Genomic DNA, 15,049 nt, shown 5'->3' with positions numbered 1-15,049 from the left:
TTTTAACTTTGTCAATGGTTTTTTACAAAAACTTTAACATATAAATTTATTTTTATAATTTATTTTTGTGCATAAATACTCTAAAATCCTTTTAAATTAAAGGTTTTTGTTGACAATAAAAAAACAGGCATAAGCCTGTTTTTTTAAAATATTATTTTGAAAGTTTTTCTATACCAACAGCAATTCTTCTTAATGTCTCTTCTTTTCCAAGAATGTCTGCAAGTTCTATTGCTCCACCTGGAGATGTAGGCTCACCGGAAAGAGCTGTTCTTACTGGCCATAAAAGCTGTCCGTTTTTCATTCCAAGTTCAGCAACAAGAGCTAAAAGTTTATCGTGTATTGTTTCTTCGTTCCAAGTGTCAATACCTTCAATTACAGGTACAGCAGCTTTAAGAGCTGTAAGTGCAATTTCTTCTGTTGTTTTCATCTTTTTGTGAATATAAAGCTCTGTTCCATACTCTGGAAGTGTGTCAAAGAAATCCACAAGACGTGGAATATCGTTTAATGTCTCAAGTCTTTTCTGTAAGAGTGCAGCAATTTTTCTAAGGTCTAATGTTTTTGTTTTAACTGCTTCTTCAAGACGTGGTTTTACTAATTCAAAGTATTTTTCAAATTCCATGTTTTTAATGTATTCACCATTCATCCATGTGAGTTTCTTTATATCAAATATTGATGGTGATTTGCTTAAACCTGAAATTGTGAATTTTTCTATAAGTTCATCAAGTGAGAATATTTCCTGATTGTCTGATGGACTCCAACCAAGAAGAGCAATATAGTTTACTATTGCTTCTACAAGGAAACCTTCTCTTACAAGGTCTTCAAAAGATTTATCTCCATGACGTTTTGAAAGTTTGTTGTGAGCATCTCTCATTACTGGTGGAAGATGAACGTATTCTGGAGCTGTCCAACCAAAAGCATCATATAAAAGATTGTATTTTGGTGTTGATGAGAGATATTCGCTTCCTCTTACAACGTGTGTGATTTCCATAAGATGGTCATCAACGACATTTGCAAAGTTGTATGTTGGGAAACCGTCAGCTTTTATAAGTATCTGGTCATCAAGTTCAGAGTTATCAACTGTTATGTCTCCATATACAACATCGTGGAATGTTGTTGTACCTTCATTAGGCATTTTCTGACGAATAACGTAAGGCATACCTGCATCAAGGTTTTTCTGTATTTCTTCTTTTGAAAGTGAAAGACAGTGACGGTCATATTTTGCGAAAGCGTCACCTTCTTTGTTGCTTACTTTGAGACTTTCAAGTCTTTCTTTTGTACAGAAACAGTAGTATGCTTCACCTTTTTCTACAAGCTGGAGAGCATACTGAAGATACATTCCCATTCTTTCACTCTGAATATATGGACCATAATTTCCGCCGATGTCTGGACCTTCATCATGTTTAAGTCCTGTCATTTTAAGTGTATTGTAAATTATTTCAGTAGCACCTTCAACATAACGTTCCTGGTCTGTATCCTCTATTCTAAGTATAAACTTACCGCCCTGTGATTTTGCAATAAGAAACTCATAAAGTGCTGTTCTTAAATTTCCGATATGCATATAACCTGTTGGGCTTGGTGCAAATCTAGTTCTTATTTCCATTAAATTTCGTCCTTTCATTAGATATTAAACGTAATTTTCAATAAATATAATATACTTTTATCGTTAATCTGTAAAGGTCTTTACGTGTCACTATTTAAGATATTTTTAATAATACTATTTGAAGTTCTTAAGAATGTAGATGTTATAATATATATAGCTATAATTGAAAGGGGCGTATTCTTATGGAGAGTGAATTTGAATTAAAAAGAAGGAGAAATGAAATAAATAAATCTAATCCATTTAAAATTATAATAGTACTTATTTTGATTATATTATGTATTGTGTTTTTGATTGGGAAATTTGGTATTAATGTTATTGATAATTTAAGTAGAGACCCTAATAGAATAGATGTTATTGTTAAAGATGAAATTGTTCCCGATGAACTTTCTATATACATTGTTGATAATGAAAAATATTTCTCTGTTGATTTTTTAAAAGAATATATTGATGATACTGTCTTTCCTGAAGCTGATGATAATACTTTGACTATAACTAATGAAAATAGTGTTATAAGACTTAGCACTGATGAACTTACATATTATGTGAATAGTGAACCTTTATCTCTTGAAATGCCTATAATCACAAAAGATGAAGTTATGCTTATTCCTTGTAATCTTACAGCTTCACTTTATAATCTTAATATAGAGTATATTGATGATGAAAAAACTGCTGTAATAGACTTTTATGGAGAAGAAATTTCAACTTCTGTATTACAGAAAAATGTTAAAATGTATTCTGAACCGGATATAAAAAGTCATACTGTAACGAGGGTTAAAAAGGGTAGTGAGATAACTATTTTTGGTAATGAAAATGGTTTTTATAAAGTTAGGTTTAATGAGTATGTCGGATATATTGAGGAAAAATATATTACTGATATTGTTAAAACTAATTTTGTAAATAATGAAGAAAATTATGTATCTTTGGGATTTACTCCTGAAAATGGTAAAATAACAATGGTTTGGGACCAAGTTTTTAATGTATCTCAAAATAAAAATGATAGTAAATTTACAGCAATAGAAAATCTTGATGTTATATCTCCAACGTGGTTTGCTATTTCTGATAATGAAGGTAATGTTTCTAATATTGCTGATAAAAGTTATGTTGATTGGGCACATTCTCAAGGTTATCAAGTTTGGGGTCTTTTATCAAACAGTTTTGACCCTGATATAACTCATAATACTTTGAGTAGCCCTGAAATAAGAGAGAAAATTATTAAACAGGTTCTTGCTTATGCTGAACTTTATGAGCTTGACGGAATAAATATAGATTTTGAAACTATAAGAAGTGATGACGGAGAATATTTTGTTCAGTTTGTAAGAGAGATAACACCTTATTTAAAAGCTCAAGGCTTGACTGTAAGTGTAGACCTTTCAAGACCTGAAGGTTGGAATTATTATTATGGCATGGAGGAGATAGGAGAGACTGTGGATTATGTTGTTCTTATGGCTTATGATGAGCATTGGGGAACTAGTCCTGAAAGTGGTTCTGTTGCCTCTATGGGTTGGACAGAAGAAAGTATAACTTCTACTCTTGATATGGTTTCACCTGAAAAAGTTATTCTTGGCATACCTTTTTATACAAGATTATGGGAAGAAAAAAATGTTGATGGAAATTTAACTGTTTCTTCTTCATCATTGGGAATGCAGGCTGCTTTAAATTATATAAATGAAAATAATATGGAAATAGTATATGATGAGGAGAGTGGTCAAAATTATTCATCTATTGAAAAAGATGGAACTACCTATAAAATTTGGCTTGAAGATGAACTTTCATTGAGAAAAAGAATGGAGCTTGTTGAAAAATATAATCTTGCAGGTTGTGCCGGTTGGAAAAGACATCTTGAAACGGATAATACTTGGAGTATTATAAATAGTTATATGAAAAATTAATTTAAAAAATAAAAAAGGCATCTTTTAAAGATGCCTTTTGTTTATTATTATTGGAAATATAACATGAATGTATTAGTACTCTCGTTTATATTGAGAATTACTACACTCCAATCATGGAGACCATATATCTTTCCACTGTATCTGTCAATAAGAAAACCTTCATTACAATCTTTCAATATATTTATAATATAGTATTTTCCAAGAGTTCCTTTGTATTCTATATTTATACTCTTAATATAATTTTGTATAGTGTCTTTTGAGAGATTATCAGGAAAATCTATTTTATACATTTCCTCAATTCGGTCTCTCATGTCTTTATTTACATATAAATCATTGTATACCATTGTTTTTACTGTTTCCACAGCGTCAGTTATTGTTATAGTAGGCTCATCTTTTATTTTTGAGTCTATTGATATTATACTAAATTTATCATAAAGTCCTGTTGATGCAAAAAATGAAAGTTCTAAACCTGTCTCGTCACATATTGTTCTTACAGGAATATATTGAACATGGTTTTTTATAAATGGAGCTGTTGGAGCTTCTTTTCTAATTCCGTCAGATAAATACTGAGTACTTCCAACTGTAAATATATATTTATGTCCGTCTTTTTCTATTATTATTATTGTATTATCAATTCTTACAGTAAATCCAAACTGTTCAGATAATAGATTTACAGGTATAAGAGTATAGTTTAATGTTATGTCGTAGGCTGACTTATACTGTGGTTTAAATTCACCGTTTACCATTACAAGCGGTTCTACTAAACTTGAATATATATATTTTTCTTGTGTTAATGTGTCTGGGTTTGTCTTTTCAACTTCTATAATATCATTAACATTTGTTATTGATATTTGAGGATTTGGCTGTGTATATGCAAAAGCTGTCTGTGGAAAAATTAAAATAAGTGATATTAAAAGTGCAGAATTTTTTTTGAAACTATTTAACATAATAAACACCCCCACTTAATTTTATACTTTTAACTATATTTTTATTATAATATTTTTTTGGTATATTATCTATTATTATTAAACATAAGAGGTGATTTTTATTAAAAATATGATAAAATAAATAGAAATAATTGTCAGTTTTCAACGATGGTATCTCTTTGAATTTTATAATTTTGAAGGTATTTTTTGAAGCTATTGATTTTTATATGTGTGTTGTTGTACCATTTAATATATGGAAAAATCATGCTAAAAATATAATTATAATTTTTCTGGAAATTTTAATGTTTGTACATAATTTTGAAAAGAGGGAAGTGCTTATGAAAAATTTTAAATATATACTTTTTGACCTTGACGGAACTTTAATTGATTCGGCTTTAGGTGTCAAAAATTCTTTTAAATATGCTCTTGAAAAAATGAATATAGATATACCTTCTGATGAAGTTTTAACTACTTTTGTAGGTCCTCCTCTTGAAGCTAGCTTTAAGTTTGTTGGTGTTGCTGATGAAAATATAAAAAAGGCTATTGAATTTTACAGAGAAAATTATACTCCTAGAGGAATGTATGAGGGTGAAACTTTTGAGGGAATTGAATATGTTCTTAAAAAACTTAAAGAGGCTGGAAAAACTCTTATTGTAACAACATCAAAAGTTGAATATCTTGCTGTTAAAGTCCTTGAATATAATAAAATAGCAAATTATTTTGATTATATATGCGGAAGTGATGTTGAAGGAAAACGAAATACAAAAGCTAAAGTAATTGAGTATGCTTTTGAGAGAGCTTATATAAAAAATAGAGATGATGCTGTGATAGTAGGGGATACAAAGTATGATATACAGGGAGCAAAGGAGGCAGGAATAAAATCATTAGGCGTTTTTTATGGTTATGGACAAAATTCCGACATTGAAAATGCAGATTATACCGCTGTTAATTCGTATAATATTTTAGATGTATTATTATAAGGAGGCGGTTCTTATGATGTTCGGAGATAGACTTAAAACAAATCTTGATACGGATTTTTTGAAAATTATTGCAGTTATAAGTATGTTTATAGACCATATTGGAGCAGTGTTTTTTCCTCAATATCCTGTTTTTAGATGGATTGGAAGATTGGCTTTTCCGCTGTTTTGTTATTGTATGACTGTCGGTGTGTTATACACTCACGATATTAAAAATTATTTGGCTAGAATTGGTCTTTTTGCTATTATATCACAGCCTTTTTATGTTTTAGCTTTTAATTATAATGATTTTTTAGGTAATATTTTTAACTTTAATATATTTTTTACACTTTTTATAAGTCTTTTGGGTATTTGGTCTTTTAAAGAGCGAAAAATTATATTTTTTATAATATCAATAATACTTTTGTTATTTTTTAATTTTGATTATGGCATTACAGGTCTTGTTCTTATGATTGTATTCTATGTTTTTAGGAACAAGCCTTTCATAGGTATGATATTATATATTTTATGCTATATAAGTGCTATATTTACAGGTTCTTTGGACAACCCTTTAAGCTTATGTATAGGAGATTTTTGTATAGGATTTGAGATATTTGCTATATTGTGTGTACCTTTAATATATATAAAAATGAATACAGATATAAAAATACCTAAAATGTTCTTTTATGTTTTCTATCCCGCACATCTTTTGTTTATTTTTGTTATAAGAATAATATTTAGAATATAATAAAAACCTCGGATATATCCGAGGTTTTTTGTTTATTAAAGATTTTCTAAATATTTTTTGTTTTCTTCAACAAGTTTTGACATATATTCTTTTGAAGGACCACCTACTACATTTCTTGCCTCAACACATTTCTGTACTTTTATTGCATCATAAACACTTTCATTGAATACAGGTGATATTTTTCTGTATTCTTCTATTGAAAGGTCATCAAGATTTGTATTGTTGTTTATACAGTAGAGTACAAGCTGTCCTATTATTGCATGAGCATCACGGAATGGAACTCCATTTTTAACAAGCCAGTCTGCTGCATCTGTTGCATTTGTAAATCCGCCTTTTGTTGCATGGAGCATATTGTCTTTGTTTACTGTCATTGTGTCTATCATTGCTGTAAATACAGGAAGACACATTTTTAATGTATCTATGGCAGCAAATACGCCTTCTTTATCCTCTTGCATATCTTTGTTGTATGCTAAAGGAAGTCCTTTCATTGTTGTTAAAAGTCCCATAAGATAGCCGTATACACGTCCTGTTTTTCCTCTTATAAGCTCTGCCATGTCAGGATTTTTTTTCTGTGGCATTATGCTTGAGCCTGTTGAATAGCTGTCATCAAGCTCTATAAACTTAAATTCGTGACTGCTCCAAAGTATTATTTCTTCACAGAAACGGCTTAAATGCATCATTATTATTGAAAGAGCTGATAAAAGCTCTATACAGAAATCTCTGTCGCTTACTCCGTCCATACTGTTTAATGTTACACTGTCAAATCCAAGAGCTTCCATTACATTGTATCTATCAAGATTGTATGTTGTTGTAGCAAGTGCTCCTGAACCTAAAGGAAGTACATTTGTACGTTTATATGTGTCAGAAAGTCTGTCATAGTCACGTTTGAACATTTCTATATATGCTGTAACATGATGTGCTAATGTTACAGGCTGTGCTCTCTGTAAATGAGTGTAGCCTGGCATTATTGTATCAAGGTTTTTTTCTGCTGTATTGTTAAGTACAGTCATAAGTTCTTTTAAAAGACCTTGTATATTTACAATTTCTTTTTTAACATACATACGAATGTCCAAAGCTACTTGGTCATTACGGCTTCTTCCTGTGTGAAGTTTCTTTCCAACATCTCCAATACGACTTATAAGTATTGTCTCTATGTTCATGTGGATGTCTTCGGCTTTTTCGTCAAATTCAACTTTGCCTTCTTCTATATCAGAAAGTATTTCTTTTAATGTTTTCTGTATTAATTTTGCGTCATCTTCAGGAATTATACCCTGTTTCCCTAACATTCCCGCATGGGCAATACTTCCTTCAATGTCCTCTTTGTACATTCTCTGGTCAAAGGATATTGAAGAATGAAAATGGTCTACAAAACTGTCTGTTGATTTTGTAAATCTTCCACCCCAAAGTTTCATTATATTTTCCTCCCTATACAAATTAGGACTGCATCGGAATTTCCTTTGCAGTCCGTTTTTTAATAGTTATTAATAATTATTTGTTTTCGTTTGCCTGTTTCATCATAGCACGAACTTTTAATGGAAGACCAAAGAGATTAATAAATCCGTCTGCGTCTTTGTGGTTGTAAAGTTCGCCTGTTGTGAAGCTTGCTATTGACTCATTGTATAATGAGTATGGGCTTTCTGAACCTGCTGGTATAATGTTTCCTTTGTAAAGTTTTAATTTAACTTTACCTGTAACTGTTTCGTTTACACTGTCAAAGTATGCTGATAATGCTTCACGAAGTGGTGTGTACCATTCTCCACTGTATACAAGCTCTGTAAATTTGTTGCTTGCAATTTCGTTAAAGCTCTGTGTCTGTTTGTCAAGGCAGAGATATTCAAGCTCTCTGTGTGCATAGTAGAGTATTGAACCGCCTGGTGTTTCATATACACCACGAGATTTCATACCAACAACACGGTTTTCACAGATATCCTGTATACCTACACCGTTTTCTCCACCTACTTTGTTAAGGTATGTGAGAAGTTCAACTGGTCCCATTTCTTTTCCGTCAACTTTTACAGGGAGACCTTTTTCAAACTCTAATTCAACATATGTTGGTTTGTCAGGAGCTTTTTCAGGTGATACACCAAGCTGTAAAAGATGTTCGTAGTTTGGCTCGTTTGCTGGGTCTTCAAGTTCAAGACCTTCATGGCTTAAGTGCCAGATGTTACGGTCACGGCTGTAGCTGTCACCTTTTTTAACTGGTGCTTCAATTCCTCTTGCTTCAAGATATGCAACTTCTGCTTCACGGCTGTCCATTTTCCATGTATCAAGTCTCCAAGGAGCTATGATTTTAAGGTCTGGAGCTAATGCTTTTATTGTAAGTTCAAAACGAACCTGGTCATTTCCTTTTCCTGTTGCACCATGGCATATTGCTGTTGCTCCTTCTTTACGAGCTATCTCAACAAGACGTTTTGCAATTATTGGTCTTGCCATTGATGTTCCTAAAAGGTATTTACCTTCGTATACAGCGTTTGCTTTAACACAAGGATAAATTGCATCTGTTATAAATTCTTCTGTAAGGTCTTCAATGTAAAGTTTGCTTGCACCTGTTTTTAATGCTCTTTCTTCAAGACCTTCTGTTTCATTTCCCTGTCCTACATTACCACATACTGCAATAACTTCTGCATCGTTGTAGTTTTCTTTTAACCATGGAATAATAACTGTTGTATCAAGTCCGCCTGAGTAGGCAAGTACGATTTTTTCTTTCATATCTATTTCCCCCTAAAATTCTCATTGACAAATAATAACAATAGTATTAAAACTAATATATATTTTTAGTTAAATTTTGTCTTTTTCGTTTATGTGAATTATTATACACCTTTTTTTACATATTTCAATAACTTTTTAAAAATAATTGCATATTATTTAAAATTTGTGTATAATTATTAAATAAATATGAATATATAAATATGAATTGGGGGAAATAACCATGATAAAGGCTGGAGTTGTAGGTGCTACTGGATATGCAGGAAGTGAACTTTTAAGAATACTTATGCAGCACCCACAGGTTGAAGTTAAAACTCTTACAGCTAAGAGTTATGTTGGACAGAAATATAATGAAATTTATGAAAATTACAGAGATATAAATGAAAGTGTCTGTGAGGAGATGGACATTTATAAATTAGCTGAGGAATGTGATGTAATATTTATGGCACTTCCTCACGGTGTTGCTGCTAAAGTTGTTGATGAAGAAATTCTTTCTAAAACAAAGGTTATTGACTTTGGTGCTGACTTCCGTATTAAAGACGCTGATGTTTATGAAAAATGGTATGGTGTTGAACATACGGGTAGAGAACTTCTTAAAAAAGCTGTATATGGTCTTTGTGAAGTTAATAGGGAAGATATTAAGAATGCTAGTCTTATTGCAAATCCTGGTTGCTATACAACTTGTTCAATACTCTCTTTAAGACCTCTTTTAGCTGAAGGTATTATAGAGGAAGACAGTATTATAATTGACGCAAAATCTGGTGTTACAGGTGCAGGACGAGGACTTAATACAACAAGTCTTTACTGTGAAGTTAATGAGACAATAAAGGCTTATAAAATAGCTTCTCACAGACATACTCCTGAAATTGAGGAACAGCTTGGATATGCTTGTGGAAAAAATATTAATCTTATATTTACTCCACATCTTACTCCTATGAATAGAGGTATTCTTGCTACTTGCTATGCAAAATTAAAAGGAAATTATACTTATGATGATATTAAAAAAATATATGAAAAATATTATGGAAATGAATATTTCATAAGACTTACAAAAGAAGGAGTTCTCCCGGAAACAAGATGGGTTAAAGGTTCTAACTTCCTTGATATAGGATTTAAGATTGACGAGAGAACAGGAAGAATTATTGTTATCGGTGCTATTGATAACCTTGTGAAAGGTGCTGCCGGACAGGCTGTTCAAAATATGAATATACTTTTTGGACTTCCTGAAAATACAGGTCTTCAGCTTGTTCCTGTTTTCCCTGCATAATTTAAGGAGGACAGTTTATATATGAATATTGTTGATGGAGGAATAACAGCACCGAGAGGGTTTAAGGCTACTGGAAGTCATATAGGTATAAAACGTATTAAAAAAGATATATCTCTTGTTACAACAGATACTCCTGCTGTTTGTGCCGGTTGTTTTACACAGAATATTGTAAAAGCTGCCCATATAATATGGGATGAAAATATAGTTAAAAGTGGAAAAAAAGTTAAAGGTATTATAACTGTAAGTGGTAATGCTAATGCCTGCACTGGTGAACAGGGTATCCGTGATAATGAGAAAATGGCTGAAATTTTCGCTTCTGAAATTGGTGCTGACAAAGACGAAATTATCACAGCAGCCACAGGAATTATAGGTCTTGAAATGCCTATGGATACAATTTCAAAGGGTATTAAAGAGACTGTTCCTTTTTTATCAAGAAGTCGTGATGATGCTAAAAAAGCTGCTGGAGGAATTATTACAACTGATACATTCCTTAAAGAAATAGCTGTTGAACTTAATATTTGTGGAAAAACTGTAAGAATAGGCGGTATGGCTAAGGGTTCTGGTATGATACACCCTAATATGGCAACAGTTCTTTCTTTTATAACAACTGATATTAATATTACTCAGGAACTTTTACAGAAGGCTTTAAGTTATAGTATAAAAGAAACATATAATATGATAAGTGTTGATGGTGCTACAAGTACCAATGATATGGCTGTTATACTTGCTAATGGTAAAGCTGGAAATCCTATTATTGATGAGGAAAATGAGTTCTTTGAAATTTTTAAAGAAACTCTTTATAAAATACATTTAAAATTTGCAAAAGACATTGTTCATGATGGTGAGGGGGCTTCAAAGTTTATGGAAGCCGCTGTTATAAATGCTAAAACTGAAAATGATGCAAAAATACTTGCAAAAAGTATTGTTACAAATGACCTTGTAAAAACTGCACTTTATGGAGAAGATGCTAACTGGGGACGAGTGGCTGCGGCTATGGGTGGCTCTGGTGCATATTTTAATCCTGATAATTTGAATATATTTTTTGAAAGTGAAAAAGGCTGTGTTCTTATGATGGAGAAGGGTAGACCTATTAATTTTGATGAAAATTATGCAGCAGAAGTTTTGAGCGAGAGAGATATTAAAATTGTAGCTGAACTTTCTGACGGTAATTTTAATGCAAAATCTTGGGGCTGTGACCTTGGACATGAATATGTAAGAATAAACGGTGAATATCGTTCAAGAACATAATTTTTGCCGCTTTTATCTATGTATTATATGTAGATGAAAGCGGTATTTTTATTTATAGTGTTGTATAAATATTCAGTATATATGTAAAAATATAAAAAAATACTCTGTATTTTTATTAATATTTGTAGATTTTTAGTCTATTAAAATATAAAAAAAAGGTTTATAATCTCTATATATTTTATATACATGAATATACATTTTTTGGGTATAAATAATCACAGGAGGAATAATTATGAATATTATAGATGGAGGCGTTACATCACCTAAAGGTTTTAAAGCTTCTGGAAATGCTGTTGGTATAAAAAACGGTGTTAAAGATTTAGCCCTTATTGCTAGTGATGTTCCTGCTGTTTGTGCTGGTGCTTTTACTACAAATGTTGTTAAGGCAACATCTGTTTTAAGAAATATTGAAATTGTAAAAAATAAAAAAAATAAAATAAATGGTATTGCTGTAAATAGTGGAAATGCTAATGCTTGTACAGGTGAGCTTGGTGTTTTGGGAAATCAGCAGATGGCTGAGGAGTTTGCAAAACTTTTAAATGTTCCTGCTGACACTGTTTTAACTGCTTCAACTGGTGTTATTGGTGCTACATTCCCTATTGACACTATTAAAAAAGGTATAAATGATACTTTTCCTATGATGGGATATGAAAGAAAAGATGGTCATGTTGCTGCTGAAGCTATTATGACAACTGATACATATTCAAAAGAAGTTGCTGTTGAAATTGAGATTGGTGGTAAGAAAGTTACTATTGGCGGTATGGCTAAGGGTTCTGGTATGATACATCCTAATATGGCTACAATGCTTGGATTTATTACTACTGATGTTAATATTTCACAGGAACTTTTAGAGAAAGCTCTTATGGTTACTATACCTAAGACTTTTAATATGGTTAGTGTTGACGGCGATACAAGTACAAATGATACTGTTGTTGTTCTTGCAAATGGTATGGCTGAAAATACTTTGATTGATACTGAAAATGATGATTATAATACTTTTGCTGAGGCTCTTTATTATATAAATGAAAGACTTGCAAAAGAGCTTGTTCGTGACGGTGAAGGTGCTACTAAATTCATTGAAATAAATGTTGATGGTGCTAAAACTGAGGCTGATGCTAAAACTATGGCTAAGTCTGTTGTGACATCAAGTCTTGTTAAGGCTGCTATGTTTGGAGAGGACGCTAACTGGGGACGTGTTCTTTGTGCTATGGGCTATTCTGGTGTTCAGTTTGATACTTCTAAGGTTGATATTGTTTACAGAAGTAATAAAGGAAATATTGACCTTATGACACAAGGTACTCCTATTGTTTTTGATGAGGATAAGGCTAAAGAAATTCTTAAAGAAAAAGAAATTTCAGTTGATATTAAAATCGGTGAGGGTACAGAAAAGGCTACTGCTTGGGGCTGTGACCTTAGTTATGACTATGTAAAAATTAACGGAGATTACCGTTCATAAAATAAAATAGCTTAAAAAATTAAATTTGGGGGAATTTAATTATGATAAATGAAAATAGCACAATGAAAGTGTTTATAGAAAAGGCTGAAGTGCTTATTGAAGCACTTCCTTATATTCAGAAGTTTTACGGAAAGACTGTTGTTATAAAGTACGGCGGAAGTGCTCTTATAAATCCTGAAATAAAAGAAACTATTATAAAGGATATTGCACTTATGAAACTTGTAGGAATGAAACCTGTTATTGTCCATGGTGGGGGACCGGATATAAATGCATTCCTTAAAAAAATGGATATTAAATCAGAGTTTATTAATGGACTTCGTGTTACTGACCCTGAAACAATGCAGATTGTTGAGATGGTGCTTGCAGGAAAACTCAATAAATCTATTGTTACAGATATTGAACTTCAGGGTGTTAAGTCTGTTGGTATCAGCGGTAAGGACGGCGGAATTTTAAAAGCTGAAAAGATTGAAAAGGACGGAATAGACTATGGTTGTGTAGGTGATGTTAAGGAAGTTGATACATCACTTATAGAGTCTCTTATAAACAATGATTTTGTACCTGTTATTGCTCCTATCGGAAAGGATGATGCAGGAACAACTTATAATATTAATGCAGATTATGCTGCTGTTGCTATTGCTGGTGCTTTAAAAGCTGAAAAACTTGTATTCCTTACAGATGTTGAAGGTGTTATGAGAGATGTTCATGACCCTGATTCAATTATGAGTTTTATAAGAGCTGATAAAGTACAGGCTCTTATTGATGACGGAACTATATCTGGTGGTATGATACCAAAAGTACAGTGTTGTATGGCTGGTGTTGAAGCTGGTGTTGAAAATGTTCATATTCTTGATGGTCGTGTTGAACATTGTCTTTTACTTGAAATATTTACTCAGAAAGGTATTGGAACTATGATTTCCAAATAAGGAGGTCCTTTGTATGTCTGAAAAAATGGATAAACTTGTTAAATTAGGCTCAGAAGTCGTTATGAATACATATACTCGCTATCCTGTGGCTCTTGACCACGGTGAAGGTGCTTATATGTGGGATATAGACGGTAAAAAATATGTTGATTGTGTTGGCGGTATAGCTGTAAACTCTCTTGGTTGTAATAATGAAAAACTTGTTAAAAAGATAAGTGAACAGGCGGCTAAACTCATACATTGTTCAAACCTTTATTATACAGAGCCTCAAATTCAGCTTGCTAATATGCTTGTTAAAAATAGTGATTTTGATAAAGTTTTCTTCTGTAATAGTGGTGCTGAGGCTAATGAGGCTGCTTTAAAACTTTGTCGTAAATATGCTAAACTTAAAAATAAAAAGGGTAGCGATATTATAACAATGATTAAAAGTTTCCATGGAAGAACTTATGGTGCTGTAACTGCTACTGGACAGGATAAATACCATAAAGGTCTTGACCCTCTCCTTCCGGGAATAAAATATGCTGAGTATAATAACATTGAGTCTTTAAAGGCTGTTGTTGATGAAAATACTTGTGCCATTATGATGGAAGTTATTCAGGGTGAAGGTGGTATTATACCAGCCGATAAAGAATATTTTAAAGAAGTAAGAAAACTTTGTGATGAAAATGATATTTTACTTGTTTTTGATGAGGTTCAGACTGGTGTAGGTCGTTCAGGTGAACTTTTTGCTTATCAGGCTTATGGTGTTGCTCCTGATATTGCCACTCTTGCAAAAGGTCTTGCAGGCGGTGTTCCTATTGGTGCTATGCTTGCTACTGACAATGCTGCTAAAGGTTTTAATCCTGGTGACCATGCTTCTACATTTGGTGGAAACTCCCTTGCTACTGCTGCTGGAACTGTTGTTATTGATGAATTACTTAACAATGGACTTCTTGATAATGTTAAAAAACAAGGTGTTTATCTTACTGAAAAACTTAATGGTCTTAAAGATAAATATTCAATTATAAAAGATGTAAGAGGTATGGGACTTATGCAGGGTATACAGATTACTGTTCCTGTTGGAGAAGTTGTTAAAAAATGTATTGAAAATGGTCTCTTAGTTGTTGGAGCTGGAGCTGATGTTGTTCGTTTTGTTCCTCCTCTTATAATATCAAGTGTTGAGATTGATGAGGCTATTAATATTATTGACAAAGTATTAAGTGAATTTTAATTTTTTAAAAGGACTGTTAATCAGTCCTTTTTTTATTATAATAAATTTAATTATATTGAAATAATTTGACACAGGAGGTATACTAAAAACATAGTTTAATATTGTAATCTAACAATAAGGAGA

At 32.0% G+C, this 15,049-nt stretch carries 12 protein-coding genes; 8 read left to right on the top strand and 4 right to left on the bottom strand.

Annotation, left to right across the window (positions count from 1 at the left end; genetic code table 11):
• Window positions 1-151 precede the first annotated feature (151 nt).
• Window positions 152-1,600: a glutamate--tRNA ligase gene (gene gltX, locus B5E58_RS07395; protein ID WP_088109051.1), complete on the bottom strand. Its 1,449-nt coding sequence runs from the start codon at window positions 1,598-1,600 to the stop codon at window positions 152-154.
• Window positions 1,601-1,782: 182 nt separating this feature from the next.
• Here gltX and B5E58_RS07390 point away from each other — a divergent pair, with 182 nt between their 5' ends.
• Window positions 1,783-3,489, top strand: a complete 1,707-nt coding sequence (locus tag B5E58_RS07390; protein WP_088109050.1) for a glycosyl hydrolase family 18 protein — start codon at window positions 1,783-1,785, stop codon at window positions 3,487-3,489.
• Between the two features lie 47 nt (window positions 3,490-3,536).
• On the opposite strand, the gene B5E58_RS07385 is transcribed toward B5E58_RS07390, so the two are convergent.
• The gene (locus B5E58_RS07385) at window positions 3,537-4,436 is read right to left on the bottom strand and encodes a stalk domain-containing protein (protein WP_088109049.1); all 900 of its coding nucleotides are present in this window, start codon (window positions 4,434-4,436) and stop codon (window positions 3,537-3,539) included.
• A 317-nt stretch (window positions 4,437-4,753) separates the two neighbouring features.
• Here B5E58_RS07385 and B5E58_RS07380 point away from each other — a divergent pair, with 317 nt between their 5' ends.
• Together B5E58_RS07380 and B5E58_RS07375 are read left to right on the top strand one after the other, a co-directional pair.
• Window positions 4,754-5,395: an HAD-IA family hydrolase gene (locus tag B5E58_RS07380; protein ID WP_158097701.1), complete on the top strand. Its 642-nt coding sequence runs from the start codon at window positions 4,754-4,756 to the stop codon at window positions 5,393-5,395.
• A 13-nt stretch (window positions 5,396-5,408) separates the two neighbouring features.
• Entirely contained in the window at window positions 5,409-6,119 is a 711-nt protein-coding gene (locus B5E58_RS07375) for a TraX family protein (RefSeq protein ID WP_088109047.1), read from the top strand.
• A 35-nt stretch (window positions 6,120-6,154) separates the two neighbouring features.
• On the opposite strand, the gene argH is transcribed toward B5E58_RS07375, so the two are convergent.
• Window positions 6,155-7,531, bottom strand: coding sequence for an argininosuccinate lyase (gene argH, locus B5E58_RS07370; protein WP_088109046.1), 1,377 nt, complete (start codon window positions 7,529-7,531; stop codon window positions 6,155-6,157).
• 76 nt (window positions 7,532-7,607) lie between these two features.
• Complete coding sequence (locus B5E58_RS07365) at window positions 7,608-8,828, bottom strand: argininosuccinate synthase (RefSeq protein ID WP_088109045.1); 1,221 nt, start codon at window positions 8,826-8,828, stop codon at window positions 7,608-7,610.
• A 220-nt stretch (window positions 8,829-9,048) separates the two neighbouring features.
• On the opposite strand from B5E58_RS07365, the gene argC reads away from it, so the two are divergent.
• From argC to B5E58_RS07340, 5 genes are all read left to right on the top strand, one after another.
• Entirely contained in the window at window positions 9,049-10,092 is a 1,044-nt protein-coding gene (gene argC, locus B5E58_RS07360; protein WP_088109044.1) for an N-acetyl-gamma-glutamyl-phosphate reductase, read from the top strand.
• Window positions 10,093-10,113: 21 nt separating this feature from the next.
• Window positions 10,114-11,340 carry a bifunctional ornithine acetyltransferase/N-acetylglutamate synthase gene (argJ, locus tag B5E58_RS07355; protein ID WP_088109043.1) on the top strand — a complete coding sequence of 409 codons (1,227 nt, stop codon included), beginning with the start codon at window positions 10,114-10,116 and terminating at the stop codon, window positions 11,338-11,340.
• Window positions 11,341-11,572: 232 nt separating this feature from the next.
• A complete protein-coding gene (gene argJ, locus B5E58_RS07350) occupies window positions 11,573-12,796 on the top strand; it encodes a bifunctional ornithine acetyltransferase/N-acetylglutamate synthase (protein WP_088109042.1) in 1,224 nt (407 codons plus the stop codon).
• Between the two features lie 41 nt (window positions 12,797-12,837).
• Window positions 12,838-13,719: an acetylglutamate kinase gene (gene argB / locus B5E58_RS07345; RefSeq protein ID WP_242956625.1), complete on the top strand. Its 882-nt coding sequence runs from the start codon at window positions 12,838-12,840 to the stop codon at window positions 13,717-13,719.
• A 13-nt stretch (window positions 13,720-13,732) separates the two neighbouring features.
• The gene (locus B5E58_RS07340; RefSeq protein WP_242956624.1) at window positions 13,733-14,926 is read left to right on the top strand and encodes an aspartate aminotransferase family protein; all 1,194 of its coding nucleotides are present in this window, start codon (window positions 13,733-13,735) and stop codon (window positions 14,924-14,926) included.
• Window positions 14,927-15,049: the final 123 nt, after the last annotated feature.

Origin of the sequence: Tyzzerella sp. An114 (assembly GCF_002161055.1) — a bacterium.
GTDB classification, from domain to species: Bacteria; Bacillota; Clostridia; order Lachnospirales; family Anaerotignaceae; genus Fimicola; species Fimicola cottocaccae.
Note: the sequence above shows the minus strand (reverse complement) of the source record. Positions and strands in the feature narration are given on the sequence as shown.